This window comes from uncultured Lactobacillus sp. (assembly GCF_944327175.1).
In the GTDB taxonomy this organism is placed as follows: domain Bacteria; phylum Bacillota; class Bacilli; order Lactobacillales; family Lactobacillaceae; genus Lactobacillus.
Genome location: NZ_CALVGT010000004.1, coordinates 1 through 26,173, shown reverse-complemented (window position 1 = coordinate 26,173; position 26,173 = coordinate 1). Strand labels below are relative to the sequence as shown.

At 51.2% G+C, this 26,173-nt stretch carries 24 protein-coding genes; 18 read left to right on the top strand and 6 right to left on the bottom strand.

Translation table 11 applies throughout. The features are described from left to right. The first annotated feature begins 10 nt into the window (after window positions 1–10). Both Q0J41_RS00720 and Q0J41_RS00715 read left to right on the top strand, forming a co-directional pair. Window positions 11–1,606 carry an ABC transporter ATP-binding protein gene (locus tag Q0J41_RS00720; protein ID WP_296224829.1) on the top strand — a complete coding sequence of 532 codons (1,596 nt, stop codon included), beginning with the start codon at window positions 11–13 and terminating at the stop codon, window positions 1,604–1,606. A gap of 199 nt (window positions 1,607–1,805) precedes the next feature. After that, complete coding sequence (locus tag Q0J41_RS00715) at window positions 1,806–2,549, top strand: PAS domain-containing protein (RefSeq protein WP_296224827.1); 744 nt, start codon at window positions 1,806–1,808, stop codon at window positions 2,547–2,549. Between the two features lie 66 nt (window positions 2,550–2,615). Here Q0J41_RS00715 and Q0J41_RS00710 read toward each other — a convergent pair whose 3' ends face one another. Beyond that, window positions 2,616–3,446: an aldo/keto reductase gene (locus tag Q0J41_RS00710; RefSeq protein WP_296224825.1), complete on the bottom strand. Its 831-nt coding sequence runs from the start codon at window positions 3,444–3,446 to the stop codon at window positions 2,616–2,618. A 125-nt stretch (window positions 3,447–3,571) separates the two neighbouring features. Here Q0J41_RS00710 and Q0J41_RS00705 point away from each other — a divergent pair, with 125 nt between their 5' ends. The 4 genes from Q0J41_RS00705 (at window position 3,572) to Q0J41_RS00690 (ending at window position 7,053) form a co-directional block, all read left to right on the top strand. Then, window positions 3,572–4,414 (top strand): DNA/RNA non-specific endonuclease, encoded by an 843-nt coding sequence (locus Q0J41_RS00705; RefSeq protein ID WP_296224823.1) that lies wholly within the window; start codon window positions 3,572–3,574, stop codon window positions 4,412–4,414. Between the two features lie 15 nt (window positions 4,415–4,429). Next, the gene (locus Q0J41_RS00700; protein WP_296224822.1) at window positions 4,430–5,833 is read left to right on the top strand and encodes a C69 family dipeptidase; all 1,404 of its coding nucleotides are present in this window, start codon (window positions 4,430–4,432) and stop codon (window positions 5,831–5,833) included. Between the two features lie 74 nt (window positions 5,834–5,907). After that, the gene (locus Q0J41_RS00695; protein ID WP_296224820.1) at window positions 5,908–6,495 is read left to right on the top strand and encodes an alpha/beta hydrolase; all 588 of its coding nucleotides are present in this window, start codon (window positions 5,908–5,910) and stop codon (window positions 6,493–6,495) included. 36 nt (window positions 6,496–6,531) lie between these two features. Beyond that, window positions 6,532–7,053, top strand: coding sequence for a GNAT family N-acetyltransferase (locus Q0J41_RS00690; protein ID WP_296224817.1), 522 nt, complete (start codon window positions 6,532–6,534; stop codon window positions 7,051–7,053). Here the strand turns inward: Q0J41_RS00690 and pepI are convergent. Further along, entirely contained in the window at window positions 7,050–7,937 is an 888-nt protein-coding gene (gene pepI, locus Q0J41_RS00685; protein WP_296224815.1) for a proline iminopeptidase, read from the bottom strand. The genes Q0J41_RS00690 and pepI overlap by 4 nt on opposite strands. Before the next feature lie 77 nt (window positions 7,938–8,014). On the opposite strand from pepI, the gene Q0J41_RS00680 reads away from it, so the two are divergent. Both Q0J41_RS00680 and Q0J41_RS00675 read left to right on the top strand, forming a co-directional pair. Further along, a complete protein-coding gene (locus Q0J41_RS00680; protein WP_296224813.1) occupies window positions 8,015–8,932 on the top strand; it encodes a magnesium transporter CorA family protein in 918 nt (305 codons plus the stop codon). Between the two features lie 31 nt (window positions 8,933–8,963). Then, window positions 8,964–9,878, top strand: coding sequence for a serine hydrolase (locus Q0J41_RS00675; RefSeq protein ID WP_296224811.1), 915 nt, complete (start codon window positions 8,964–8,966; stop codon window positions 9,876–9,878). Window positions 9,879–9,916: 38 nt separating this feature from the next. Here the strand turns inward: Q0J41_RS00675 and Q0J41_RS00670 are convergent, their stop codons facing one another. Beyond that, window positions 9,917–10,162 carry a hypothetical protein gene (locus tag Q0J41_RS00670; protein WP_296224808.1) on the bottom strand — a complete coding sequence of 82 codons (246 nt, stop codon included), beginning with the start codon at window positions 10,160–10,162 and terminating at the stop codon, window positions 9,917–9,919. A gap of 149 nt (window positions 10,163–10,311) precedes the next feature. Here Q0J41_RS00670 and Q0J41_RS00665 point away from each other — a divergent pair, with 149 nt between their 5' ends. The 3 genes from Q0J41_RS00665 (at window position 10,312) to Q0J41_RS00655 (ending at window position 16,373) form a co-directional block, all read left to right on the top strand. Continuing rightward, window positions 10,312–10,893 (top strand): TetR/AcrR family transcriptional regulator, encoded by a 582-nt coding sequence (locus tag Q0J41_RS00665; RefSeq protein WP_296224806.1) that lies wholly within the window; start codon window positions 10,312–10,314, stop codon window positions 10,891–10,893. A 43-nt stretch (window positions 10,894–10,936) separates the two neighbouring features. After that, window positions 10,937–15,178, top strand: a complete 4,242-nt coding sequence (locus Q0J41_RS00660) for an MMPL family transporter (RefSeq protein ID WP_296224803.1) — start codon at window positions 10,937–10,939, stop codon at window positions 15,176–15,178. A gap of 112 nt (window positions 15,179–15,290) precedes the next feature. Next, on the top strand, window positions 15,291–16,373 hold the full coding sequence (locus tag Q0J41_RS00655) for a zinc ribbon domain-containing protein (RefSeq protein ID WP_296224801.1): 1,083 nt from the start codon (window positions 15,291–15,293) through the stop codon (window positions 16,371–16,373). A 213-nt stretch (window positions 16,374–16,586) separates the two neighbouring features. On the opposite strand, the gene Q0J41_RS00650 is transcribed toward Q0J41_RS00655, so the two are convergent. Further along, window positions 16,587–17,972 carry an NAD-dependent succinate-semialdehyde dehydrogenase gene (locus Q0J41_RS00650; RefSeq protein WP_296224799.1) on the bottom strand — a complete coding sequence of 462 codons (1,386 nt, stop codon included), beginning with the start codon at window positions 17,970–17,972 and terminating at the stop codon, window positions 16,587–16,589. Between the two features lie 259 nt (window positions 17,973–18,231). On the opposite strand from Q0J41_RS00650, the gene Q0J41_RS00645 reads away from it, so the two are divergent. Then, window positions 18,232–18,903: a type 1 glutamine amidotransferase gene (locus Q0J41_RS00645; protein WP_296224797.1), complete on the top strand. Its 672-nt coding sequence runs from the start codon at window positions 18,232–18,234 to the stop codon at window positions 18,901–18,903. An 8-nt stretch (window positions 18,904–18,911) separates the two neighbouring features. Then, a complete protein-coding gene (locus Q0J41_RS00640) occupies window positions 18,912–19,409 on the top strand; it encodes a nucleoside 2-deoxyribosyltransferase (protein ID WP_296224795.1) in 498 nt (165 codons plus the stop codon). Window positions 19,410–19,449: 40 nt separating this feature from the next. Here the strand turns inward: Q0J41_RS00640 and Q0J41_RS00635 are convergent, their stop codons facing one another. Together Q0J41_RS00635 and Q0J41_RS00630 are read right to left on the bottom strand one after the other, a co-directional pair. After that, a complete protein-coding gene (locus Q0J41_RS00635) occupies window positions 19,450–20,310 on the bottom strand; it encodes a helix-turn-helix transcriptional regulator (RefSeq protein WP_296224793.1) in 861 nt (286 codons plus the stop codon). A gap of 2 nt (window positions 20,311–20,312) precedes the next feature. Further along, window positions 20,313–21,116 (bottom strand): alpha/beta hydrolase, encoded by an 804-nt coding sequence (locus Q0J41_RS00630; protein ID WP_296224791.1) that lies wholly within the window; start codon window positions 21,114–21,116, stop codon window positions 20,313–20,315. Window positions 21,117–21,305: 189 nt separating this feature from the next. On the opposite strand from Q0J41_RS00630, the gene Q0J41_RS00625 reads away from it, so the two are divergent. The 5 genes from Q0J41_RS00625 to Q0J41_RS00605 all read left to right on the top strand — a co-directional run bounded on the left by Q0J41_RS00625 (window position 21,306) and on the right by Q0J41_RS00605 (window position 25,545). Next, the gene (locus Q0J41_RS00625; protein ID WP_296224789.1) at window positions 21,306–21,899 is read left to right on the top strand and encodes a VTT domain-containing protein; all 594 of its coding nucleotides are present in this window, start codon (window positions 21,306–21,308) and stop codon (window positions 21,897–21,899) included. Further along, the gene (locus Q0J41_RS00620) at window positions 21,899–22,393 is read left to right on the top strand and encodes a GNAT family N-acetyltransferase (RefSeq protein ID WP_296224787.1); all 495 of its coding nucleotides are present in this window, start codon (window positions 21,899–21,901) and stop codon (window positions 22,391–22,393) included. Before Q0J41_RS00625 ends, Q0J41_RS00620 begins: the two co-directional genes overlap by 1 nt. Before the next feature lie 243 nt (window positions 22,394–22,636). Further along, window positions 22,637–23,944, top strand: coding sequence for a serine--tRNA ligase (gene serS / locus Q0J41_RS00615; protein WP_296224786.1), 1,308 nt, complete (start codon window positions 22,637–22,639; stop codon window positions 23,942–23,944). 158 nt (window positions 23,945–24,102) lie between these two features. Beyond that, on the top strand, window positions 24,103–24,666 hold the full coding sequence (locus Q0J41_RS00610) for a sigma-70 family RNA polymerase sigma factor (RefSeq protein WP_296224784.1): 564 nt from the start codon (window positions 24,103–24,105) through the stop codon (window positions 24,664–24,666). Window positions 24,667–24,678: 12 nt separating this feature from the next. Next, complete coding sequence (locus tag Q0J41_RS00605) at window positions 24,679–25,545, top strand: RsiV family protein (RefSeq protein ID WP_296224781.1); 867 nt, start codon at window positions 24,679–24,681, stop codon at window positions 25,543–25,545. Window positions 25,546–26,173 lie beyond the last annotated feature (628 nt).

Genomic DNA, 26,173 nt, shown 5'->3' with positions numbered 1-26,173 from the left:
GGATTATCCGATGAGTCTCAAATACGCACGGAAAAGCCAGGTAGCCCTGTTCAGCTTCCTGGCCGCCATCAAGGCCTGCAATGTTTTGTTCGTGGCCTACATGCTCAAGGTCATGCTGAACATTGCCTCTTCTGGCAAGGCTGATTACGGCCGCCTGGTCGGCTTCGCGGCCTTGACGGCCGGGGGCCAGCTTTTGTTCATGGCCAGCAATTTCTTCTATGAAACGACCAAAATGAACATCATCAGAAGCGTGAACATGACCTTGAAAGAGGCCAACCTCCGCTACCTGATCGACCAAAACAGCCTGGACACTAAGGACGGGCTGAGTTTCATGACCAACGACTTAAAGCAGATCGAAACCAACCGGGTTACGGCCCAGCTGGATATCATCTACCAAAGTTTGACCTTTGCGGGCTCTTTGGCCTTTGCCTTTTATAACTCCTGGGAAATGACCCTGGTTTTTATCGTGGCGACTCTGGCCCCGGCCGGCGTGCAGATGATTACCAGCAAGATCATCACCAAGAAGTCCCGGATCTGGGCCCAGAAGAACGCCGTCTACACCCAATACGTGTCAGACAGCTTAAGCGGGGCCCAGTCAGCCCGGCTCTACAACGTCCGCACCAATATTGTCAAACGGGCGGTGGGGGCTGCCGGGAATATGGAAACCGCCCTTCGGAACATGAGCTTGACTCAGGCCTGGGCCCTGGAATTGATCTACTCAGCTGCTGAGCTTTTCTGCTTCATCATTCCCTGTACGATCGGTGGGATCATGATGATGCAGGGGCGGCTGGCGGTTGGGACCCTGGTCATGATGGTCGACTTGGCCATCAACTTCATCAGCCCGGTGGTCACCCTGTTTAACGAATTCAACCAGGTCAAGTCAACCGTGCCGATGTGGCAGAGAACCCAGCGGGCCCTCAACTACGTGCAAAAAGACGACAATTACCCGGTCGACCACTTTGACGGCATGGAAATCCAGGACGTGGCCTACGTGACCAAGCACAGCAAGCGGCAGATTTTTGAACACGTGAACATCAAGGTCAAGCCGGGGGAAAAGATCCTCTTGATGGCCCCGTCCGGCTGGGGGAAGACCACCCTCTTGCGCCTCATGCTGGGTATCTACACGCCAAGCCATGGTGAAATCTTGATCAACGGTGAAGAAGTGACAGGGGACTGGTATAAGGCCCACAACTTCTACTCCTACGTCAACCAGAAGCCTTTCATGTTTGACGATACCCTCCGCTTTAACGTGACTATGGGCCGGCAGGTGGATGAAGAACAGTTGCTCATGGCCTGCCATGAAGCGGGCCTGGATGACTTGATCCAGGAAAACGGCTTGGATTACCCGGTTGGGGAGAACGGCAACAACCTCTCCGGCGGGCAGATCCAGCGGGTGGAAATTGCCCGGGCCCTCTTGTCCGGCCGGCCAATCCTGCTGGCTGACGAAGCCACCAGTGCCCTGGATCCCCGCCTGTCTTTGGAGATCCATGAGACCTTATTGGGCAGCCCGAAGGTAGCGGTGATCGAAGTCGCCCACAAGATTTCGGACGTGGAAAAAGCCATGTTCGACCAGATTATTGTTTTAGACAAAGTTAAGCCAGCCTAAGCTGGCTTTTTGTTACTTTTATACAGTAAAATATATATATTGAAAGATTTTGATTTAGTAAAAGATAAATATCTATTTTTGTACATATAAAAAATATGATATATTGCTCTTGATAAGTAAGTGCTTACAAGATACAATAGAGAGTGTAAGTAAGAAAACAAGAAAATAGTTTGTTGCAATAACTTAAGGAGATTAAATTATGGCAGAACCAAAATGGCTGCAGAACATGAACCCTGAAGAATACTTGAAGGAAGATTTTGAATCAACTGGCCATAGCAGTTACACTGTTGATGGCTTGGACAAGAATGACCCAGAATGGCTAGACAAGGCAGCTGCCAAGGTTAACGCTGCTGAAGGCGACGACTACGTTAAGCTGGACTCAGGTTTGCTGACGGTTAACCAAATCAACTGGATGCTCCGCAATACTTTCGGTGAACTGACTTTCGTGGACGACAACAACCAATTCCTGTGGTATAACCGTCCGCAAGACCCTAACTACAAGATGAAGGCCGGCCGGGTACCAGCGCAAGTTGGTGACACCATGGGGACTATTCACCCAGACATCCGCGACGTTATCCCTAATGCCAAGAAGGTTGTTCACGCCCTGCGGACCAAGGAAGGCGGCCATGATGCAGTTTGGATGCCAGTACCAACTGGTAACTTGACTGAACTCGTTTTGCACTACTACAAGAGAGTGGAAGACGAAGAAGGCAACTACATGGGTATCTACGAATGGGCTCAAGACATCTACCCATTTGTGAAGTACTTCTGCGAATCAACTGGCCAAAAGCTGGTTGTTGACCCAGACGCTTCAACTGGTGCAACTTACCGCCGCAACTCTGACCCAGACGCTAAGACCGGTCCTTCAACCAAGGCAGCAGCTGCCGAGGAAGAAGAAAAGCCAGCTGAACCAGAAGCAACTAGCGGTGCTTCACACCACTAATCAAAGCATTTTTTGCGATCATACTACTATTAAAGACCAGCCTAAGGCTGGCCTTTTTTCTACTTCTTAAAATTCCTGGTGCTGGTTAGGGTCGCGGTCGGGCCGGCGGCCATCTGCCTTGTCCAAGTCCGTCAAGGCGGTCACTTCCTCTTCAGTTAAAGTGAAGTCAAAAATGTCCAGGTTGCTCAACTGGTGCTGGCTGGAGGAAGCCTTTGGAATCGGCACTACCCCCAGTTGGACTTCCCAGCGCAAGATTACTTGAGCCGGGCTCTTGCCGTACTTGGCAGCCAGCTTTTGAATCAAGTCTTCCTGGAAAACTTCCCCGGCCCGCATGAGCGGACTCCAGGCTTCCGTAACGATCCCATGCTCATCGTCATAAGCCCGGACGGCGCGGCTGGACCAGTAGGGATGCAGCTCTACCTGGTTGACAGCTGGCGTAACCCCGGTTTCCTCAATCAAACGGTCGATATGCCCTGGTTCAAAATTCGACACCCCAATCGACCGGACCAAGCCAAATCTTTGCGCGTCGATCAAGGCCTGCCAGGCTTCTACATAATGGTCTTCCAAAGGATTTGGCCAGTGGATCAGGTAGAGGTCAAAGTAGTCCAAGCCGCTTCTTAAAAGGCCTTCTTCCAGTTCGTTGATCGCGGCCTTGTATTCGTGGTGGGCTCCCGGCAACTTTGAGGTCACGAAGAGCTGACTTCTTTTAACAGAGCTGCTTCTGATTGCCTTGCCCAGGGCCCCTTCGTTTTCATAGCGGGCGGCTGAGTCCAGGAGCCGGTAGCCGTTTTCAATTGCCTGGCTGATCGCTTGGACTCCTTGGTAGCCCTTGATCTTGTAAGTCCCAAAGCCGATCTTTGGAATCTGGCTTCCGTCATTTAGCTTGAATTCTTCCATAATTTTTTCTTTGCCTTTCTATTAGATAAGTATTGCTTGCTTTTTCTCTCAATTATAGGTCAAATCTTTTGGTTTCCGGGAAAAATCCTCTAAAATAGTTTTAGTTTAAAAAGCGAGGAAAAGAAATGGCAAAAAAACGCAGGCGCAAGAAGCGCCAAAATACCAGCCTGCTGTCGGTTTTAGTCGCCGCGGCGGCAATCATTTGGGGCGTCTACACCAAGGGCGGCCAGGAAAATTTAACTAGCTCCAGTTCCAGCAGCACTTCATCAAGCGCGGTCAGCTCGGCCCAAACGGCTAAAACCGTCTACGGGGGCTTAGCCAAGAGCGACTACCAGAAATTAGCCCAGGAGACTTTTAAATCCGGAGGCAAGGGCTGGCGCTATGTTAACAACAACCACTCCACCCTGGTGAAAAGCGCCTGGAAGGTCAACCGGGTTATCTACTCCAACCTGGACAGCCAGAACCGGACTTCCAGCTCCAACACCGCTTTTTTGGAGAAGCGGAACGTGGCTAACGACTCCTTAAGAGTAAGGCAGTACGTTCAGCCAACCGGCTGGCATTCCAACCGGCAAAACGGGACCCAGATCTACAACCGGGGCCACCTGATTGCCTATTCAGTTTCCGCCGGTATCGACCAGGACGGCAACTATAACCCCAAGAACCAGTCCGGTGACCAGAACAACCCTAAGAACCTTTTTACCCAGTCAGCCTTCTCCAACCAGAAGATCCAGACGATTTTTGAAAGCAAGGTCCGGTCAGCTTTAAGAAGCGGGAAAAAGGTCATCTACCAAGCAACGCCAATTTTTAAAGGCCGGGAACTCATGGCCCGGGGGATCAACCTCCAGGCAGTTTCCACCGACGGCAGCCTGGATTTCAACGTTTACATCTACAATGTGCAGCCGGGCTACCAGTTTGACTACGAAACCGGCCGGGCAAAGATCGACCGCGGCATGCAGGTCAGCGAATAAAAAGAAGGAAGAAAAATGCGCGACAACTGTACAACCATGCTGGTAGGTAAGAAGGCCAGCCTTGACGGATCCACGATCGTGGCCAGAGACGAAGACTACGACCAGGGCTTTAACGAAAAGCGCTTTGTCTACTATCCAGCTAAAAATTATGACGAGCTCTTTGTCTCCAAAGGAACCGGCGTTGAAATTCCCTTAAAGGGAGAAGGCTGCGGCTTTACCGCCGTCCGCGACGCCGTAGAAGACTACGGCCGCTTTGACGAGCAGGGGATCAACAGCTACAACGTGGCCATGAGCGCAACGGAAAGCGAGGCCAGCAACCGCCGGGTCTTAGGCCATGATCCTTTTGTTAAAAATGGAATCGGGGAAGACTCCATGCTTTATTTGGTCCTGCCTTTCATCAAGACGGCCAGAGAAGGGGTTGAGCGCCTGGGCCGCCTGGTGGAACAATATGGTTCAAGCGAAAGCAACGGGATTGCTTTTGGCGATGAAAATGAGATCTGGTACATGGAAACTGGGGCCGGTCATCAGTGGGTTGCCCGCCGGGTGCCAGATGACAGCTATGTCGTGGCACCAAACATGATGATCATCGGGGAAATCGACTTTGATGACCCGGCCAACTGCATGTATTCCACTAACCTCCGCCAGTTTGTCAATGACCACCACTTGAATCCTTCTAAGACTGGCAGCTTTAATTTCCGGGAGATTTTTGCCCCAAGAGACCAGGACGACCTCCGCTATAACACTCCCCGGATGTGGTATGGGCAAAAGCTCTTTAACCCGGAAGTGGGTCAATCTATCGATGACTTGGACATGCCGTTTTGCCGGGTGCCGGCCAAGAAGATTGCCATCGAAGACGTGCAATTTTACTTGAGCAGCCACTACGAAAACACGGAATACGATTACTTGACCAAGGAAGAAAGCCCGGTTAAGAATGCCTACCGGCCAATTTCTGTCACGGTGTCGCAGGAATGCTCCATCATGCAGATCAGAAGCGACCGGCCAGAAGGCTACAAGGCCATCCAGTGGCTCTGCTTCGGCCTTTACGCGGCCGCGCCTTGGGTGCCTTTCTACACCAATATCAAGGACACCCCAGCCAATTACCAGATCAAGACCGGCCAGGCTGACCCAACTAATAGCGCCTACTGGCTCTACAAGTGCATCCAGGCCTTGCTGGAAGGTAAGCAGCAGGACTGGCAGAGAAAGCTCCGGGACTTCCAGGCTGACTGCCAGAGTCTGGCGATCCAGCATGTCGACGAAACTGACCGGGCAGCTGAAAAGTTAAGCCAAACAGAATTAGCCGGCTTTTTGACAGAAGCTAATGATCAAATTGCCGCGGAGATTACGGCCAAGGGTAAAGACCTTTTCGACCAGCTGGTCAAGGACAATCTCAACAACTCGATTTACAAGTACCGGCCATAATTTCTGGCAAAAAATAGTACAATAGAAATGTTGTAAGTTTTTAATGTAAAGTAAGAAATCGTAAGGAGTTTTTTATGGAAAAAGAGATGACCTTAATCAGCGCCAAGGGTAAGTTAAAAGGAATTTGGGGTGAAGCCGTCAACCCGATCGAAGGGATGACCCCCTTAGTAATTTTGGCTAAGACCGGTGACAAGGACCAGGCCTATTGGCTGAGCCGCTACTTAAACGACGCCGGCATCCTGACCTTCACCTTTGAAGCAGAAGATGCAGCCAGCGCCATTAGCGGCTACCACCTGGCCTTTGATGAACTTAGAAACGACGACCGGGTAGCCAGCGAATACATCGTCTTCGCCGGTTACGGAGAAGCTGGGAATGCTGCAGCTGTTGCGGCTAGTGAAATCGGCCGGTCAGTCCGGGGGATCTTTTTAATGTCACCAGTTATCAAGAACTGGGACAAGATTAAGGGTTACCAGGGCCGCAGCTACATTGTTGTCGGCAGCGATGACGACCAGGCGCCTTTGGCCAGCCTGGAAATGATGGCCAAGCAGCTGAAGCAAGGCGAACTTTTGCAAATGCGGGGCGCTGGCCACGACTACCGGGAAGAAGACTGGGAAAGAGCAGGGATGCTGCTCAGAACCTGGGTCTTGACTGGCCTTAACTAAGAAACTGTAAAGCAGAAAAAGAGAAGAAGACAAAGCATGACAGAAGTAAAAATTGTGCAAGTTAGTGAGAAAGATTTGCCAGATTTGATTGCTATCAGCCGGGAAACTTTCGCGGACACTTTTGGCAAAGACAACAGTCCGGAAGACATGGCCAAGTTTTTGGACGAAAACTACAATGAAGACAAGCTTGGGGGAGAAATAGCAACTCCGGGCAGCTCTTTTTATTTCTTGAAAGTGGACGGGGAAGTTGCCGGCTACTTGAAGCTGAATGTTGACGACGCCCAAAATGAAGAAGTCGACCCGAACGGTCTGGAAGTCGAGCGGATCTACCTGCGGAAAAGTTTCCAGCACCGAGGCCTGGGCAAGCAGCTCTTTGAGTTCGCGGAAGAAAAGGGCCGGGAATGGGGCAAGTCTGTTCTCTGGCTGGGTGTTTGGGAGCACAACGAAAACGCCAAGAACTTCTATGCCAGCCGTGGTTTGACCCGGTTCAGCGAGCATGTCTTCGTTCTTGGCGATGACCGTCAGACTGATTTTTTGTTAAAGAAGGCTCTGGTTTAGTCCTGGCTGATTAACCAGTCGGACAAGAGCTTTTGGTACTTGGCATTTTCCTGGACAAAAGGCATGTGGCCGCAGCCGGCAAAGAGCTCCCAGCGGGCGTTTGGCAAGTGGTCGTACATGCTTTTAGCTACTAGGGGAGTGCACAAGTCGTCAGTGCCGCTGGTAATCAAGGCCGGCAAGTGCAGATCCTTTAAGCGGTCAGTGTACTCATAGCCGTGCAGGTTGCCAATCGGCGTATATTCATTAGGGCCCCAGCCGGTCAAGTAGGCCAGGCTACCGCCCTTTTTTTTGCGCAAAACTGGCTCCGGCAGGTCCGGCGTAAGCTTGATGGCGTGCTGGTCCATGAAGTGGGCATTGGCCGCCTGGTAGGCCGGGGAGTCGTAGTTGCCAGTTGTTTCAGCTTCCTTGATAGCGGCCTGCTCATCTTCTGGCAGGTACTTGATCAAGCGGTGCAATTCCTGGCTCCAGAGTTTGGCGGAAGCTAAAGTGGAGGAGAGGATCAGGCTCTTGACTCCTTTTGGCTGGTAGTCGCATAGGTAGATCAAAGCCAGCATCCCGCCCCAGCTTTGCCCCAGGAGGTGGATCTGGTCCAGGCCCAGCTGCTCTCTGACATTTTCCAGCTCCTTGACCCAGGTCCGGGCCGTGTAGGCCGTCTCTGCCTGGTCGTCGGGGATGCTGGAGTTGCCGCAGCCCAATTGGTCATACATGATAACCTGCCGGCCGCTTTTTTCAGCGACTTGGTCAAGGACTTCAAAATAGTTGTGACTGCTGCCGGGTCCACCGTGCAGAAGCAGGAGCGGGGCGCGGTCAGTAGCCTCGCCCACGATCCGGCAGTAGGTTTGCCAATTTCCGAACGGAAGATATTTTTCTGTGATTTGCACCATTATTTTACCTACTTTAAACAATTTCGTTTTAAAAAAATGGTAACATGAATAATGAGTAAAATGAAGGTGGGACAGCCATGATTAAGCAACAAATTTTTCCAATTGAAACTGACTTTAACTGGTACGACGTCAATGGCTTGAACGAAGCTGACAGCCGGCGACTGCAGACGGAGTTTTACTTTACCCCGGAAATTATTTCCTACGTTTCCGACCGGCATGAACGGCCCCACTACGACTACGACCAATATACCGACACCCACCTGCTGGTCTATGACGTGCCAGTCTGGCCAACGACGACCAGCAAGCACTTCACTTCCCGGCCAATCACTTTTTTGCTGCAGGACAAGAACCTCTTTTCTTTCCATACGATTGAAACCAGCTATGTCTTTGACGAGTTCAACGATCCCCGGGTTTTGCGCCGGCTCTCCCACGCCCAGGACGTGACGGAACTGCTGGTGACTTTTTTGATGTATGCTTCCCAGTACTTCCAGCGGGCCATCACCCAGCTGGATGCTGAGCGCAACGATCTGGACGTCAAGCTGAGCGATGACATCGACAATAAGGACCTGGTTGAGTTGTCCAATATTGAAAAGAGTCTGGTCTATCTGTCCAGTTCAATTCAGACTGACCAGATGATGCTGCACAGCCTGCAGCATTCCCGGCTGACTTTTTCCAAAGCGGCCAAGGAAAGGCTGGACGACGTTTTGATTGAATCCAGCCAGTCTTCAGAAATGGTGCAGATTTCCCGGCAGGTTACCAAGACTTTGTCATCGACTTCTAACAACATGATGAACAACAACCTAAATGACACCATGCAGTTCCTGACGGTCTGGTCCATTGTTTTGACTATCCCGACTATTTTGACTGGTTTTTACGGGATGAACGTGAAACTGCCGGTTTTCGGGGCCAGCTATGACTGGATAGTCATTATTTTGATCACCGCTCTTTTGATGGTCTGGCTGATCTTCCTCATGCGCAAGCACCATCTTTTCTAAAGGGATTAATAGTTAGAAACAAGGAGCTTTAATGAAGAACAATATTGTAGTCGGGGCTTTGATCGCCTCCCTGCTGGCTTTTGTCGTGTACACCAGCACCAACAAGGATGCTGAAACGCGGGAAGTCACGGTGGTGCAGGTAAAGAAGTCCGGTAAAGTCAAAAAGAAGATCACTTCTACTGACAAGGAACCGAATGTCAATTCTATTGAATATGACAATCAGGTCAAGAGCAGCAAGGGCAGTGACAAGCAACTGGTCAAGGCAATTAAGAAGGCTATGGGCCAGGACGTCAGCTACCAGGTGGCAGCTTATGACTTGAATAAGAGCAGCCATTTCGCGGAAGTCGCCAACACCAAGAGCGGCCAGAATTCCCAGAAGATTTTTTACCTCTATCTTTTGATCGCCCTTTACGCCCAGGAAAAGTCTGGCAAGATCGGGGCCAGCACGACCATCAAGGTTACTAAGGCTGACAAGGCCGGGACGAGCCAGGCGATCGCGGTCGGGATCAGCTATGGGCCAAGCTACTTGCGCAAGCAGATGCTGAAGGGCAACAAGACCGCGGCTAACGCGCTTTTGCGGACGATCGGGACTAAGCAGGTCAACAAGATCCTTAAGCAGCTGGGGGCCAGCCAGACTAAAGTAACGGGGACCTTCTCTAAATCCGTGGTCGGCAAGACGACAGCCAGTGACCTGGCCAAGATCATGGTTTCCATCTATCAAGGCAAGCAGGTCGGCAGCTACAACCAGCAGGTTCTGACTGCTATGACAGGGAAGACCAAGCTGGCCAGCAAGGCTAAGGGGACCATCTACCAATATGCTGATAGCAATTTAGAGGTCGCCTTGATCAGCAATAACGGCCACAATTACGTAGTCAGCGCTTGGTCCAGCAAGACTGACGACTTTGCTTCCTTGGGACAAGCCGTCAAGAAAGTCATGGAAAAGTAAAGACGGAATAAACTGAATAGAAGAAATGAAAAACGACTCTACAGCCAGACAGTAGAGTCGTTTTGTGTTTTCTTGCGTTTACGTGGTTTATAAGTTTTCTTAACCAGCCACATATACCAGGCGAATTGGAATTCCCCGATCATAATGCAGATAGCCAGCAACAGGAAGGTTACTACGAAAGGATTGATGCTGTTGCCGTCAGGGTAATGAAAATTGAACATGAAAACATTTAGATAAATCAGTAAACTGAACCAGTAAAAGTTTGCGAACCACCAGATTTTCATTTTTAGTTTTCATCTCCTATCTCAATATATGATAGCGCTTTTAGGAATCGCTTTCAACAGAAAAATGAAATTAATTTACAGAGTGTAGATTGAAATCTTCAGTTAGTAGTTATATAATTGCTAGAGTTGAAAGGAAAATGGTAGTAATTATGACTCAAAAAAGAACTTTGGACTTAGGCAAGGTCATCGCCAAAGCCACGGAAATGATTGAAAGCCGGGGCTTAAGCGAGACGACCATGCCAAATCTTGCCAAGGCTCTGGGCGTTCGCAGCCAGTCACTCTATCATTACGTGAAGAACCGCTCGCAACTTCTGTCGCTGGTCGCGGCCAGCCGGATCCGCCTGCTCTACCAGGACCTGCTCAAGCAGCTGGTCGGTTTGTCAGGTCACGAAGCATTGTTTAAGTTTGCTGACGTGGTCCGCGACCGGCTTCTGGAAGACCAGGCCCTGGCGACCCTCCTTTACCACATGGATGAATTTTCTGATGATTCAGAAGTGGTTAAAGAGGTGGTCAAGATCCTGGACTTGGGGGACCAGCTGCAAGTGGACACTGAGCACGTGGTTTCCCAGCACGCCTTGGTTGGCGCGGTCCTGGGCTATGTCTTTCTAGACAGATTCACTAAGGACCAGGAAGGCCAGGAATACTCGGAAAGCCCGCAAGAAGCAGAGGAGAACTATCACGAAATGGTCTGGCGGCTGGTTTCGCCCAGCGTCCAGCAGTCAAATGCCTAGCTTAGTAGACAGATTGTAAAAGATAAAGAAAGGAAAAAGGACGTTGAAGAAGTTACTGAAGAACCACCTCGGCGCTTTGATCGCCTGGGTGCTCATTCTTGTGATTTCTTTGGTTGCCTTGCCAAACGTTGACTCACTGACGAGAGCGCACAGCGAAATCTCCCTGCCAAGCAACGTGGAAAGCGAAGCAGCCAAACTAATCAAGAACGAATGGGGCAGTAAGAAAAAGAATACTTACGAAGTCGCGGTTGTTTTCAACAAGAAATCCGGTAAGCTGACCGAGACCGACCAAGGCAATATCGAAGCCTCGATCGACCGCTTGACCAACAACCAGAAGAAATACGGCATCAAGGACTACCTGGCGCCACAAGACAACATCGCTACCAAGAAGCTACTCAAGTCTAAAGACGGAACGACTTGGGTCATGCAGATGAACATCTCCAAGAACCATGGGACTATCTCCCAGATTTATGACGAGATCAACAAGGCCGTCAAGACCAGTGGGGTAAGAACCTACGTCACTGGGGCAGACGTCCTCAACAATGACTTTACCAGCTCGATCCAAGAGGGGATCAAGAAGACGGAACTGATCACGGTGGTCTTCATCTTCATCGTGTTGATCATCGTCTTCCGGTCACCGGTTGTCCCGCTTGTGTCACTTTTGACGGTTGGGGTTTCCTTCCTGGTTTCCTTCTCAATCGTGACCAACCTGGTCAACCAGGTGAACTTCCCGTTCTCCAACTTCACCCAGGTCTTCATGGTGATTGTTTTGTTCGGGATCGGGACCGACTACAACATTCTGCTATATAACCACTTTAAGGAGTACCTGGGCAATGGCCTGGGGGTGGCTGAGGCCACGAAGGACTCGATCAAGAAGGCCGGCCGGACTATTCTTTACTCCGGCTCCTCAATCCTGATCGGTTTCTCCGCTTTGGGCCTGGCCAACTTCTCCGTTTACCGGTCCGCTTCTGGCGTTGCCGTCGGCGTTCTGGTCCTGCTGGTTGTCCTCTTGACTTTGAATCCCTTCTTCATGGCCACTTTGGGCAAGAAGATGTTCTGGCCAAGCAAGGAATTTGCCGGGGAAAACCCAAGCAAGATGTGGCACGGGATTTCCAGCGCTACTTTGAAGCGGCCAGTTGTCTCCTTGGCAGCAGTAGCAGTTGTCATTGCTCCGTTCTTCGTTACTTACTCTAACGTTTTGAACTACGACGACACGGCGGAAATTTCAGATTCAGTTCCTTCCAAGCAAGGGCTGAACCTGGTCCAAAAGCACTTCTCTGAAGGGATGGCTATGCCGTCATACCTTTACATTAAGAGTGACCACAAGCTCGATAATGAGAAGGACTTGAAGCTGATCGACGAATTGACGCGGAAGTTGCGCAATTCTGAAGGCGTGGACAAGGTTATGTCCGCGACTGAGCCATACAATGAAAAGATTAAGCTGCTATACGTTAAGAAGCAGCTGAAGTCAGTTACCGACGGGACCGCCAAATTGGAAAAGGGTGTCGGCAAATTGACTAAGGGCAGTGAGCAGGTAACCAGTGGGGCCAAGAAACTGGCTAACGGGGCTGACCAGCTCGACGAAGGCACTGGCACTTTGAGTGATGGGGCCAAGGACCTGTACACGGGGACGGTTAAGCTTTACAACGGTTCAATCGCCCTCTACGACGGGGCAGGCACCCTCTTTAACGGGACCAAGACCCTGTCAGTTGGGGCAGATGCCCTTTACTCCGGCACCAGAAAATTATCTAGCGGAGCCAACACCCTGTCTGCTGGTACCCAGAAGCTGAAGAGTGGGACCAGCTCTCTAGCCAGTGGTTCTAAGACTCTGGCTAACGGGACTGGGTCTCTGGCAACTGGTGCCCAGACCTTGCGAAATGGTGCTGGCACTTTGAAGAATGGTACCGCCAGCCTTTACACTGGTGCCGGCACTTTGAAGAACGGTACTGCCAGCCTTTACACTGGCGCGGGTTCTTTGAAGAATGGTACTTCCCAGCTCTTGACTGGCAGTACTAGTTTGAAGGACGGGACCAGTGATCTGGCAACCGGTGCAAGCAGCCTTTACACTGGCACTCAGACTTTGACCAATGGCGCTAAGGATCTGACGGCCAACATGAACACTTTGGTTGCCGGCCTTGACCAGCTGAAGAGTCAGCTGTCAGAAAACGCCAGTTCCTTGAACGCTGACCAGCTTGACCAACTGTCCCAGGGCTTGACTGACTTGAACAACGGCTTGCAAAGCTTGAACAGCAAGGTCAGCCAAATTCAAGTGCCAAACATCGATACTTCAAAGATCTCCAGCCTGGTCAGTGGCCTGCAAAGCCTGCAAGGGCAAGTTGGCTCTCTGCAAAAGGGCTTGACTGATGTTGGGACTGGCTTGAAGAGTGTAGGCATCGGCTTAGGTGCTGCAAATAATGCAGCTGGCAGTTTAGCGGCATCAATTAAAAAGGTTTCAGACCCAACTTTGCAAAAAGAACTGCTAAATGAACTTAACTCACTTAACGGTGGCTTGTCTTCTACCAAGAGCGGTTTAGGTTCCGCTAGCAGCGGCTTGACTACTGCCGGTACTGCCGCAACTAACATGAAGAGTGCCGCTTCCGGCATTCAAAGTGCAGCCGGTAGCTTTGGTAATGTGTCTTCCACAGCCGACTTGAGCACGCAAGTTGAGCAACTCCAGGCAGCTGTTGCCCAGCTGGCGAATGGCTCAAATACTTTGAGCACCCAGGCAGCCAGCGGGATTATCGACTTGAAGTCCGGCTTGGGCAAGATCAGCCAGATGCAGTCAGCAGTTGATGCCCTCGCAACCGGCGCCCACAAGCTCTACACCGGTTCAAACTCAATTTACAGTGGTTTGAGCAAGGGGATGGCAGGCGCTTTGGCCCTGTCACAAGGTGCTAACAAGCTGAACAGTGGGGCGGTTTCCCTTTACAACGGGATTAGCCAGGTCAATACTGGTGCTTCAAGCCTTTACACTGGTGCCGGTCAAGTCAACTCCGGCGCGGCCAGCCTTTACACTGGTGCCGGCAAACTGAATGCTGGTGCCGCAAGTCTGTACTCCGGTACTGGCAGCTTGGTCAGTGGGGCGAACAAGGTCAACTCTGGTGCTTCTGCTGTAGCCAGCGGCGCTAGCCAAGTCAACACTGGTGCTGGCCAGGTTAACTCTGGTGCCGGCCAACTGGCTAACGGTTTGGCCAGCGGCCTCAGCGGCGCGGCTCAATTGGCTAACGGCGCAAGCCGCTTGACCAGCGGTGCCGGGCAACTCCAATCTGGTGCTGGCCAACTGCAAAACGGCCTGGCGCAAGGCGTCAACGGTTCAAGCCAACTGGCTGAAGGGGCTGACAAGCTGCAGTCCGGCAGCAGCCAGCTTTCCAGCGGCGCAAGCAAGCTCGCTGAAAAGACGCCAGCCATCACCAGCGGCTTGACTGCCGTCAACAACGGTTTGGTTTCTGCCGGCTCATACTTGAACGGTCTGCGCAAGTCCAAGGCTTCTGACACCTTCTACGTGCCAAGCTACGTCTTGAAGCACAACGCCGACCTGCAGAAGTCCCTCAAGGTCTTCCTCAGCCCGGACAAGAAGAGTGCTATGATCATCATCATCCTGGACAGCAACCCAAGTTCTGAAAGTGCCGCAGAGCACTCACAGGCCCTGAGCGCTATGGCCCGCAAGTCCCTGAAGGGGACCGACCTGGGCAAGGCTGAAGTCGAAATGGGCGGGCAAAGCTCAACCATCGAAGACACCAAGAACACGGCCAGTGGTGACTTTACCAGAACTATGGCAATCATGCTGATTGGTATCGGCATTGCCTTGATCTTCGTCACCCGGAGTCTGCTTCAGCCGATCTACATTCTGGGGACTCTGCTCTTGGCCTACATCAGTTCTCTGTCAATCACCCGCTGGGTTGTCAGCGGCATGATGGGCCGGAGCACCCTGGCTTGGAACGTGCCGTTCTTCACCTTCATCATGTTGATCGCCCTCGGGGTAGACTACAGCATCTTCGTCATGATGCGCTACCGCGACAGCGATCCGCACGAATTGCCTAGCGCAAGAATCCTGGAGGCATGTACGGTTATCGGTACGGTTGTCATCTCAGCTGCCGTCATCCTGGGTGGTACTTTCGCGGCCTTGATCCCATCAGGCGTGCCAACCTTGATCGAAGTGGCCATCGGGGTCATCATCGGTCTGGCCATCCTGGTCTTCTTGATGCCGATCAACCTGTCTGCTTCAACTAAGCTGACCTACGAAGGCTTCCCATGGCCTAAGTGGGCAGGCCGCAAGAAGTCTTAAATGAAAGCTAAATAATGCATTAAGAACCCGTCATCTTTGGCGGGTTCTTTTTTGCCTCCGGAGGGAAAATGCTATAATGTGGAAAAAGAAACACTAGCAAAGGACGATTACTATGAAAAAGTGTCCCAACTGTGGACAGGCCCTGACTGGCCAGGAAAAGACCTGTCCCAACTGTGGATTCAATGTGGAAAAATACCGCCGCGACTACTTTACTGAAGAAGCAGTGGAAGAAAATGTGGAAAGAAGAGAAGCTAAGCGGGAAGAAGCCGACCGGTCTTTAGAAAAAGAACCAGCTGACAAGCTCAGCCGGTCCGCCTACCGGCAAAGGCAGGAACAGAATGCCTTCACCGGCAACTCAACCGTGGAGAAAATGATCCAGTGGATGAGAGACAACACTACGATCGCCTTCTTAGTCGGCGTGGGCCTTTTGATCATCATGAGCTTCTCCCGGCCCCTGGGCTGGACGGCTTTTGCTATCTCTATGGCTCTCCTTATCTGGACCGGCCACCGGGACCCCCATGGCGAATATACTGCTGACCGGAACTTGACTGAATACATCCGGCAGTCTGCTTCTAAAGTCTTCAATGCCTTTGACGACAAGGAAAGCGAAATCGAGGAAAAGAATGAAGACTTCACCCAGGCTCACCCGAAATTTGAAGCCAAGCTGGAAAAGGTGAAAAAAAAGACCAAGAAGCCCCGGAACTTCGGCATCATCCAGCTCTCCATCCTCTTGACCAGCTTAATCACCTTGGCCCTGCTTTTCCTGGGGACCGGCTTCGTGGCCTCCAGCAGCAAGCTGACCGTGGCCAGCGTCTTCTTTGAAGTCGCCAACCGGCAGATCGCAGCGGGCAAAATCGTTCCCGCCTTGATTCTCTACCTCTTCCTGGCCATCTTCCTGCTCTTGCCAGTCTTCATCATGCTGGCCGTCAGCCAGAATACCGGGGCCTCCCGAGTCCGGGCCTTTGCCTTGTCCCTGGTCGAAAGCCTGGTCTTGATCTACCTCTTTTACCAATTGGCCCAGACGACTAGCGCGACCAGCTACTTAAGCCAGGTGCTTTCCAGCTTGAAGAGCTATGCCGTGGCTATCGGCATTTCCGGCTACCTCTTGATCCTGGTCAGCTGCTTAACCACGGTTTTAGCCGGCATCAACATGTTCCAGCCAATGGTCAAGCCCGAGCAAAATAGTGAAGAATAGTTTTTTGGCAGATAAAAAGGCTGCTGGTCTGAGTGACCAGCGGCCTTTTCTTGGTATTTTCTACTTGGAGATTCGTTAAAAATAAAAACTTAAAAGTTGATAATTATGGTGCAGAAACTAGTATAAAAGAAACACTAAAAAGTATGTAATGTAATAAAGATTAAAGAAAAAACTAAAGGTAAGTGTAGTTGAAAGAGATTGAGGTAGATCTGCTTATTGCTGGTTTTGGTCAGTAAAGTCGATCACCAGGTGTTCATTGACGAAGGCGTCCAAGCCTAAAGGACTGAGTTCGCGGCCATAGCCGGACTTCTTGACCCCGCCAAATGGCAGGCTGCCGTCAGTGATCCAGCGGCCGTTGATAACCGTCATCCCGGTTTCAATCTGGCTGGCGACTTCTTCAGCGTGCTTGATGTCACTGGAGATGACGGAAGAGCCCAGCCCGTAGCTGGAATCGTTGGCTAAGGCGATGGCTTCGTCTTCGTCTTTAACCTTGTAGACCACGCAGACTGGCCCGAACATTTCCTGGTCAAACATTGGGTTGTCCTTAGTCATGTCTGTCAGAATAATTGGCCGGCTGAAGGCACCTGGGGCGTCAATTTCCGGATACTCGTAGTAGACCTTGGCTCCGCCGGCAATTGCCGCTTCCACCTGCTTGGCCAGCTTTTCCTTGGCGGCTTGGGAGTTCATCGGCGGCAGGGTAGTGGAGTCTTCCAGCGGGTCACCCCACTTAAGGCTGGAGTAAATATCCTTCATGTCTGCCAGGACTTCTTCATAGCGGTCAGCCAAAACGATCATCCGCTTGGATGAAGTGCAGACCTGGCCATTGTTGTAGCTGCGGGCATCGCTCAAGGCTGCCTTTAAAACTGCCGGGTCAGCGTCGCTCAAGACGATGAAGGCGTCGTTGCCGCCTAATTCCATGGTGGACTTCTTCAAGTTCTTGCCGGCGTTTTCCGCTACGGAAACCCCGCCTCTTTCAGACCCGGTTAGGGCGACCCCTTGTACCCGCGGATCAGCGATAACCTGGTCCAGCTGGCTGTAGCTGAGGTAGAGGTTGAGCAAGCTGCCTTCCGGTGCCCCGCCGCTTTTGACGATCTTGGCCGCCAGGGCAGCAGAGCTTGGTACATTGTGGGCGTGCTTGAGCAGCATCGGGTTGCCGACGACAAAGTTCGGGGCAAAGACCCGAATGATCTGGTAAAGAGGGAAGTTCCATGGTTCGCAGGCCATGATTACCCCGGTGGCCTGCTTTAAGTAGTAGGCGCGCCCGTATGGGTTAGGCAGGTCGACCGGCTTTAAAAGCTCCGGGCCATGGTCGGCGTAGTAGTTGAGGATGCCAATGCAGATTTCAACTTCTTCCTTGGCTTCGCTGAGCTTCTTGCCCATTTCCAGGGTCATGGTCTTGGCCATTTCTTCTTCCTTTTCCTGGAACTTGGCCGCGATGTCCTTCAAAATGGCTGCCCGGCTACTCGGTTCTTCATGCCGCCACTTCTTGTAGAGGGCGTGGGCTAAGGCCAGAGATTCTTCAATCTGCTGGTCAGTCGGGTTTTCGTAGCTGGCGAAGACCTCATTGGTATATGGGTTCACTGATTCGTATTTTGCCATAGCTGTTTTCTTCATCCTTTCGAATTAAAAGTTGATCAGACCGGCTTTTCTCACTAATCTAGTGTAAGATTCACAAATATCCCTTTCTCTAGTATAAACCGCTTTCTGATTTTTGGTATAGCTAAAGGGCGAAATAATTTTATTATTTGAAGGAATATTTTAACGGCAATTTTTTCAAAGCTTTTGGTAAAAATCTCCTGTTTAATGAAAAAATCCGACGAGCATGGTAAAATATTTAAAATATTGAAAGGACGAGATTATGCGGATCAACGTTTTGCAGCACACCCCGAATGAGGGGCCAGGGGCTATCAAGGCCTGGGCCGAAGACCGGGGCAATAAAGTCTATGTATACCATCCGGAAACTTTCGGCATCTTCCCGAAAGCTGATGAAACTGACATGCTGGTCGTTTTGGGCGGGCCGATGAGCCCGGGCGATGACCTGCCCTGGCTGGAAGAAGAGCGGCAACTGATCAAGGACTGCCTCAAGCAGCACCTGCCAATTCTGGGCATCTGCCTGGGCGCCCAGCAAATCGCCATCTGCTTAGGCAGCAGTGTGCACCCGGCGGCCCACAAGGAAGTCGGCTGGGCTCCGGTCTACAAGCAAAATGACGCTATTGCCGGTTTGCCAGACAAGCTCCTGGCCCTGCACTGGCACCAGGACATGTTTGAAATGCCGGCTGAAAGCCAGCTGCTTTATTCCAGCGACCTCTTGGCCAACCAGGGCTTTTTGGTCAATGGCAACGTGATCGGCCTGCAGTTTCACTTAGAGCCTTTGGCTGACAATGTCCGCGAAATCGTCATCAATGACGGCGCCTACGCTGAAAGCGGCAATGACTTACACCAGACTCCGGCTGAGATTCTGGCCCAGCCTTTGCCAAGCGCCAACAAGCGCGCCATTTACACCATGTTAGATTATTTAAGCGTCCACTAGGAGGATTCATGACGGCAACAGCACGTATTTATTTAGGTTCATCTTTTCACCGTGACCACCATCAAGCCCGGGCCAAGCAGGTCCGCGAATACCTGGCGGCCAACCCGACGGTTGAACATGTCCACTTTCCCTTTGACCAGCAGGTAACCGACCCGGCTGAAGACCCGAATGTCGGCTTTGGCGACGAACGCAGCCTGCTTTGGAAGCAGCAGACCTACCAAAATGACATCAACGGCCTGTCCATGGCCAACTGTGGGGTCTTTCTTTACGACATGGATGAACTGGATGACGGCTGTGCCTTTGAAATCGGCTTTTTGCGGGCACAGAACAAGCCGGTCATCATCGTGCCTTTTACTAACCACCCGGAAAAGAAGCCAATCATGAACTTGATGCTGTCTGAAGGGGCAACTGCTTTTATCAAGGGTGACCAGGAACTGGAACTCTTAAAGACTTACGACTTTAACAACTGCCCATGCCGGCCGCTGGCTGGCTACGGCACTATTTAAGGCAAAAAATAAACGGTCAATCTCGCGATTGACCGTTTTCTTATGCTTTCTCTTCAAGTTCTATAAGGAGCTTGCCTCCTTCTTTGAGGATGACCTCGTTTTTGTTCAAGCGGGCGAAGGCCAGGGAGTCATGCAGGTGCTCCAGGGTGGTATTCATGGACCGCTTTTGGGCCAGGTCGTCCAAGGCCAGTTGGTAAAGGACCCGGGCCAAGAAGTAGACCACGTGGTGGCTTGAAGCCAGCTCGTAGGCGTAGTTGAGCAGGTTGTCAGCGTGCTTGTACTGGCCGTTTTGCCCATAGAATTCGCCGGCGGCCGTCAAAATCGACATTACCTGGATTTCTCTTAGGCTGTCCTTGATTTCGACTTTCTTGATCTGGCCCAGGATCTGGTCAAAGTAATGGGAGGCCTTGTCCATGTCCTGGCTGGCGTAAACCTGGCTGCAGCCCTTAAGGGCTAAGAGGCGGTAGATGTTGTCGGCCTTGAGGTTGTCCGTCGTCAAGATATTGTTGAAGTAGAAGAGGGCCGAGACTTCGTTGTGGTCTCCGTCCAGGGCCAGCTGCCCGCACAGGTAGTTGTAGTGCAGGAGGTCCTGCTTGTCGCGGATATTTTTCTCATTGATCTGCTTGAGGATCTTGCGGACCTGGTCATAGTCGTAGGTGATAAAGCAGAAGTCCGCGGAAAAAAGCTTCTGGGCAATTTCGCTTTCCGTGCTGGTCAGCATGATGTCGGATAAAGAGATATTCATCCGCTCGCAGAGCTGCTTGAGGATCTTGAATGAAGGAATCTGCCCGTTATTTTCGAACTTGCTCAGGGTTGACTGGGTGCAGATCCCATTGCAAAGCTCATTTTGGGAGAGTTTGAGTGACTTGCGGATTTTGATGAATTTTTCAATGTTTATCATGGTTATTCGCTTCCTGTTTTCAGACTGAGGGCATAGTTGAGATAGGTTATGCTTTCCCGGAGATAGTCCCGGCCGTAGTCCATGGCGTGGCCGTGGCCGGGGATGATTTCCAGGTCAACTTGGTGGCCGCAGCCGGCCAGACGGCCGGCAAAGTCAGTAACGCCGGCCAAGTCGGTTAATTCTGCCGCAGAGTTGATCATGAGCAGGCGGCCCAACTTGGTGTAGTCGTAGCTTTGAGCGTCCAGGTCGGCCAAAAGGCCGGAGTCTTCACTACCGGCATAGGTCAAGACAAAGTACTTGTAAAAGGCTTCATTGATCGCCTGCTGCTTGGTTAAGCCCAGTTCTTCTTTAGCATTGACTGAGGGCTTGACCTCTTGGTGGTCGGCCAGCCAGCTGCTGAAGTCGACCGGGGCTGACCAGGTGACGGTTGGAAAGCCGTACATGCCGGCCACCTTCAAGGCCAGGTTGCCGCCGCTGCTGGCCCCGATCTGGACGATATTGTTTTCATCGCCTTCGTCGGTGTAGTTGGAAGCTAAAAGCCAGGCCGCGAAGTTAAGGGCATCCTCGTGGGCAGCTGGGAAATGGTCAGCCGGAGCCAGCCGGTAGTCGGGCACGAAGGTCATGAAGCCGGCGTTGGCTAGGTCGATGGCCACGTCCCTAACGCTGTCCTTGCTTCCCCGGAACCAGCCGCCGCCGTGCCAGAGGATGAGGATTTTTGTCTGTGAGTCGGTATCATTTGGATAATAGATGTCGGTCTTAAGTCCGTGCTTGAGGTCATAAGCGATATTGTTAACTGTCATAACCATAATCTCATTTTCCTTTCTGATCTTTGCTTCTAACTTAATTATATACTCAAAGCAATAATTTCTGCTTGCCTTTTAGCTTTTTTTGCAAGGAACTTGGATAAGTTTGGGTAAAGCTTGAAGCAAACTGGTGGGGCGGCCGGGGGCTTTTTGCTAAAATTATCCTAGAATTGTTTTTAGGGGGAAAAGACCATGAGTTACGAACAAAGCCGCAAGCTGATCAACCGGCTGACCATTATTTCAACCATCGTGATCATTGGCCTCTGCATCTACTGGTACCAGCTGGGGATTTTTACCAGCCAGGCCAAGATGAGTGCCTATTTATCAGACAAAAAAATCCTCGGCCCCTTTATCTTTGTCTTAATTCAGATTATCCAGGTCGTGATCCCGATTATCCCCGGCGGGGTTTCCCTTTTGGCCGGGGTCGTCTTCTTCGGTGCCGGGCCCGGTTTTATCTACAACTATATTGGGATCGTCATTGGCTCCTTGATCAACTTCTTCCTGGCCCGCTACTACGGCAAGTCCTTCATCTTGCACATCGTGTCGGAAGAGAGCCTGGAGAAGTATACCAAGTGGACCAAAAACCAAAAGAAGTTCAACTACTTCTTCGCCATCTGCATCCTGGCCCCGGTGGCCCCGGATGACCTCCTCTGCCTTTTGGCAGGTCTAACGGAAATGAAGCCTTGGACCTACTTCTGGATCATCGTCCTCTGCAAGCCCTGGACCATCGCGGCCTACAGCCTGGGCCTGGTCTACGGTGCCCGCTGGATCATGAGGCTGATGTGATGGAGAGCGAGCGGATATATTTGCGGCCGGTCGAGCCGGAAGATGCTGACCTGCTTTTGTCTTGGGGGCAGGATCCCTACTACCAGGAAACGGCGGGCTTTGCCCATTACCGGAATCTGGCAGAAGCTAAAGAAGGGGCCTTGGCCTACCAAAGACGGCCGGCCAGCTACATGATTTGCTTGAAAAAGGGCCAGGCGATCGGCCTGCTGGAACTATATCCCCGGGATGGCCAGTCCCGGGAGCTGGGCTTTTTACTAGATAAAAAGTTCCAGGGGCAGGGCTACATGACTGAAAGCATCAACTGCCTTTTGGCGGAGGCTTTTAAGGATCCGGAAATTAAGGAAATCTGGGCAGGCTGCCGGTCGGACAATTTGCGGCCCCAGTATTTATTGCAAAAACTGGGCTTTAGGCAGATGTATGAAGTCGATTACCGGCAAATCCCGCCTTTTTTGGATTTTTTCGCTAAGTATTATTTGCTAAAACGGAGCGAATAGCATAGAATAGAGACAAACACGAAATCCCTAGACTGCCGACAGAGAGTCCGCGTATGCTGAGAGCGGACGGCGGTCGCTTCCAGATTTCATTAGTGTGGGCAATTAATCATTGCACGGCCGGGCACCGTTAACGCCCAACTGAGTGCGGCTCTTTGAGCCGAAACTGGGTGGTACCGCGAACCGTGCGCCGATTCGTCCCAAGACTGGGACGGACCGGCTTTTTTATTTTTTCGGAGGTTATATATGCTGGATATTAAGGTCATTCGCGAGAATCTTGACTGGGCCAAGGAAAAGTTGGCAACTCGGGGCATCAAGCCTGAGCAATTGGATGAACTGGTAGCTATTGACGCCAAGCGCCGGGAAGCTATGGCCGAAGCTGAAAACTTGAAGGCAGAAAGAAACGAAGTTTCAAAGAAGATTGCTGCCGCCAAGCGGGAAAAGGCAGACGCCAGCGAAGCCATCGCCAACATGCGTGAAGTCGGCGCCAAGATCAAGAAATTGGACCAGGAAGTTGACGAACTGCAGGAAAAGCAAGAATACATCTTGCTCCGTTTGCCAAATTTCCCAGCTGACTCAGACCCAATCGGCCCTGATGAAAGCTACAACGAAGAAGTCCGCCGCTGGAGCGAACCAACCAAGTTTGACTATGAACCGAAGGCTCACTGGGACCTGGGCACTGACTTAAACATCCTGGATTGGGATGCGGCAAGCAAGGTTTCCGCAGCCCGCTTCGTTTACTACAAGGGTGCCGGCGCTCTCTTGGAACGGGCCGTTTACAACTTCTTCCTGGATGAAAACACTAAGGAAGGCTACACTGAAATCATCACCCCATCCTTGGTCAACAATGACTCAATGCAAGGGACTGGCCAATTCCCGAAGTTTACTGAAGACGTCTACACCATCGTTGAAAACGACGACCCAGAAGTACCGCGGAACCTGACTTTGATCCCAACTGCCGAAGTTCCTTTGGTCAACTACTTCAGAGGCGACATCATCGACGGCAAGAAACTGCCGATCAACGTGACTGCTTTGTCACCAGCCTTCAGAAGTGAAGCTGGTTCAGCTGGCCGCGACACCCGGGGCTTGATCCGGATGCACGAATTCCGCAAGGTGGAAATGGTCAAGGTTGTTAAGCCGGAAGACTCCTGGAAGGAACTGGAAAACCTGACCCACAACGCTGAACACCTGCTGCAAAAGCTGGGTCTGCCATACCGGGTCGTAGCCTTGTCAACCGGGGATGCATCCTTCACCAGTGCTAAGACTTACGACTTGGAAGTCTGGATGCCAGCCCAAAACACTTACCGGGAAATCTCATCCTGCTCCAACTGTACTGACTTCCAGGCCCGCCGGGCACAAATCCGTTACCGCGACGAAGACGGCAAGGTTAAGCTGACCCACACTTTGAACGGGTCAGGCCTGGCTGTCGGCCGGACGGTTGCCGCTATTTTGGAAAACTACCAAAACGAAGACGGCACGGTTACCGTACCAGAAGCTTTACGCCCATACATGCACGGCATGACCAAGATCACGCCAGAAGTTAAGTGGCACTAGTGTTAAAAGGAACTCCGCGGAGGAGTTCCTTTTTGCGTGGAAAATTTTTCTAAAAAACTTTTTGCAAAAGTGTAACCTTTCAGCTCCCTTAGGTGTCTATTAGGGTAGAGGAGATGAGGGGCCCCGAAAAACAAAAAGTAAAAGGACGGAAAAAGACAGTGAGAGAAACTGAAATCATCGGGCAGTTCTTCGCCAGAGACGAAGCTGCGCTCACTTCAGTCCAGAGTGAATATGGGGCATACTGCTCAACGATTGCCCGCAACATCTTGCGGGATAAGGAGGACGTTGAGGAGTGCCTAAACGATACTTGGCTGAAAGCCTGGAACACGATTCCGCCGAAGCGGCCGCAGAGCCTCTTGGCCTACCTGGGGCGCGTCACGCGCAACGGAGCCTTGAACATGGTCCGCGACCAAAACCGGCAGAAACGGGCTGGGGATCAATATACCGCCTCGCTGGATGAAATTGGAGAGTTATCTGGTGAGGTCCAGGGGCAGGCAGAGCTGGAAGGGATTGAGAGCAGCGCTTTGACGGAGATCATCAATGATTTTCTGGCAGGCCTGCCAAAAGAAAAAAGAATTATTTTTGTTCAGCGGTATTTTTATATGGACGCTGTCAGCGATATTGCGGCAGCTAACGGGATGACCGTATCGGCTGTCAAGGTATCATTATTGCGGATGCGCCGCAAGCTGGGCAAAAAGCTGCAGGAAGAAAAGTTTATTTAAAGGGGATTTATTATGAAAAACACTGACTTAATGGATGCAATGGGCGGAATCAAGACTGAGTACATCGTGGAGGCGGCAGCCAGCCGGGGACAAAGGAAGATTGTTCCTTTGTCCGCTAAGCGCAAGCCATGGGTCCGCTTGGTGGCAGGGATCGCGGCAGCGGCAGCTTTCAGCGTGGCTTTACCAAACACGAGTCCGCAGGTGGCTAATGCCATGCAGAATTTGCCAGTTGTGGGTAACTACTTCAAGCTGGTGACCTTCCGTGATTACCACTACGAAAGCCGCAAGCATTCAGCCGATATTTCTGTTGATAAAGTTGCCGTCAGCGGGGTAACCGGGCCGGCAGCCAAGGAGGCCAAGAAGAGCAGCCAGGCAGTCAACCGGGAGATTGCCCAGGAAACTGACCGTTTGACCAAGGAATTCAAGGCATCTCTGAAGAAGGGCGGCTATGGTTCTTTGACGGTCAAGACCAAGCAAGTGACTAACAACCGCTACTGGTACGTGGTCAAGCTGACAGCCGTGCAAACCCAAGCGGACAGCGGCGAAAGCAGCCGCTACTACGTCTTCAGCAAGGCCAGCGGCAAGCGGGTTAAGCTGGGAGACTTGTTTAAGAGCGGCAGCAACTACCAAAAGGCCATCAGCCAGAACATCATTAAGCAGATGAAGCAGGAAATGAAGGCTGACAAGAACAAGAGCTACTTCCTCAAGGAAAATGGCGATACGTACGGCTTCAGCCAAATCAAGAAGAACCAGCAGTTCTACATCAGCAAGAAGAACCAGGTGGTGATCGTCTTTAACCAGGGCGAAGTGGGGCCAATGTCCATGGGTAGCCGGAGCTTCGTTTTGCCAAACCAGCTGGTTGCCAAACTGCAGAGATAAAAAAGATTAGAAGAATGTACAGTGTAGAGAGAAAAGAAAAAGCTAGGAAAAAGAGAATAATGGAGTGACGAAAATGGTGACTTAGGTCGCCATTTTTCTTTTGCCCAGCTTCATTTGCCGATTTTTAGAAAAAATCGCAGAAATTTTCTCTGATTTTTTCGGGAAAAGCAAGCAAATTAAGAACAATCCTTTGTTAAGAGAAGGAAAAATGTTGTTAATCCGATTTATTTCCGTTGAAGTAGAAAGCTAAGCAACAACAACTCTACCGGGTGCGCCAATCATAAAACGAATGAAAAAGCAAATTTGACGAATCGGAAAAAGCTAGTATACTAATGTTTGTTGCCGCGTGAGACAAGCAAGTCTCGCGGAGGCAAAAAGAAAATATCAAAAACTTGTTGACAAGAAGTCAACAAGCGAGTAAGATATAAAACATTGCGTCACTAAGACGCAAGTTGGTACTTTGAAAACTGAACAAAGTTTCGCAGTGTGCGGGTCAAACAATGTTTGATCCAAACAAATAAGCGAAGTCAATTCGCAAGCAAATAATCTGGAGCAGATTAAAAAAGCTCAATTTTCAAATTGAGAGTTTGATCCTGGCTCAGGACGAACGCTGGCGGCGTGCCTAATA

Bases quoted from the DNA above. Each gene is read 5' to 3' on its own strand.
- Q0J41_RS00720 (WP_296224829.1), top strand. From the start codon at position 11: ATGAGTCTCAAATACGCACGGAAAAGCCAGGTAGCCCTGTTCAGCTTC.
- Q0J41_RS00715 (WP_296224827.1), top strand. From the start codon at position 1,806: ATGGCAGAACCAAAATGGCTGCAGAACATGAACCCTGAAGAATACTTG.
- Q0J41_RS00710 (WP_296224825.1), bottom strand. From the start codon at position 3,446: ATGGAAGAATTCAAGCTAAATGACGGAAGCCAGATTCCAAAGATCGGC.
- Q0J41_RS00705 (WP_296224823.1), top strand. From the start codon at position 3,572: ATGGCAAAAAAACGCAGGCGCAAGAAGCGCCAAAATACCAGCCTGCTG.
- Q0J41_RS00700 (WP_296224822.1), top strand. From the start codon at position 4,430: ATGCGCGACAACTGTACAACCATGCTGGTAGGTAAGAAGGCCAGCCTT.
- Q0J41_RS00695 (WP_296224820.1), top strand. From the start codon at position 5,908: ATGGAAAAAGAGATGACCTTAATCAGCGCCAAGGGTAAGTTAAAAGGA.
- Q0J41_RS00690 (WP_296224817.1), top strand. From the start codon at position 6,532: ATGACAGAAGTAAAAATTGTGCAAGTTAGTGAGAAAGATTTGCCAGAT.
- pepI (WP_296224815.1), bottom strand. From the start codon at position 7,937: ATGGTGCAAATCACAGAAAAATATCTTCCGTTCGGAAATTGGCAAACC.
- Q0J41_RS00680 (WP_296224813.1), top strand. From the start codon at position 8,015: ATGATTAAGCAACAAATTTTTCCAATTGAAACTGACTTTAACTGGTAC.
- Q0J41_RS00675 (WP_296224811.1), top strand. From the start codon at position 8,964: ATGAAGAACAATATTGTAGTCGGGGCTTTGATCGCCTCCCTGCTGGCT.
- Q0J41_RS00670 (WP_296224808.1), bottom strand. From the start codon at position 10,162: ATGAAAATCTGGTGGTTCGCAAACTTTTACTGGTTCAGTTTACTGATT.
- Q0J41_RS00665 (WP_296224806.1), top strand. From the start codon at position 10,312: ATGACTCAAAAAAGAACTTTGGACTTAGGCAAGGTCATCGCCAAAGCC.
- Q0J41_RS00655 (WP_296224801.1), top strand. From the start codon at position 15,291: ATGAAAAAGTGTCCCAACTGTGGACAGGCCCTGACTGGCCAGGAAAAG.
- Q0J41_RS00650 (WP_296224799.1), bottom strand. From the start codon at position 17,972: ATGGCAAAATACGAATCAGTGAACCCATATACCAATGAGGTCTTCGCC.
- Q0J41_RS00645 (WP_296224797.1), top strand. From the start codon at position 18,232: ATGCGGATCAACGTTTTGCAGCACACCCCGAATGAGGGGCCAGGGGCT.
- Q0J41_RS00640 (WP_296224795.1), top strand. From the start codon at position 18,912: ATGACGGCAACAGCACGTATTTATTTAGGTTCATCTTTTCACCGTGAC.
- Q0J41_RS00635 (WP_296224793.1), bottom strand. From the start codon at position 20,310: ATGATAAACATTGAAAAATTCATCAAAATCCGCAAGTCACTCAAACTC.
- Q0J41_RS00630 (WP_296224791.1), bottom strand. From the start codon at position 21,116: ATGGTTATGACAGTTAACAATATCGCTTATGACCTCAAGCACGGACTT.
- Q0J41_RS00625 (WP_296224789.1), top strand. From the start codon at position 21,306: ATGAGTTACGAACAAAGCCGCAAGCTGATCAACCGGCTGACCATTATT.
- Q0J41_RS00620 (WP_296224787.1), top strand. From the start codon at position 21,899: ATGGAGAGCGAGCGGATATATTTGCGGCCGGTCGAGCCGGAAGATGCT.
- serS (WP_296224786.1), top strand. From the start codon at position 22,637: ATGCTGGATATTAAGGTCATTCGCGAGAATCTTGACTGGGCCAAGGAA.
- Q0J41_RS00605 (WP_296224781.1), top strand. From the start codon at position 24,679: ATGAAAAACACTGACTTAATGGATGCAATGGGCGGAATCAAGACTGAG.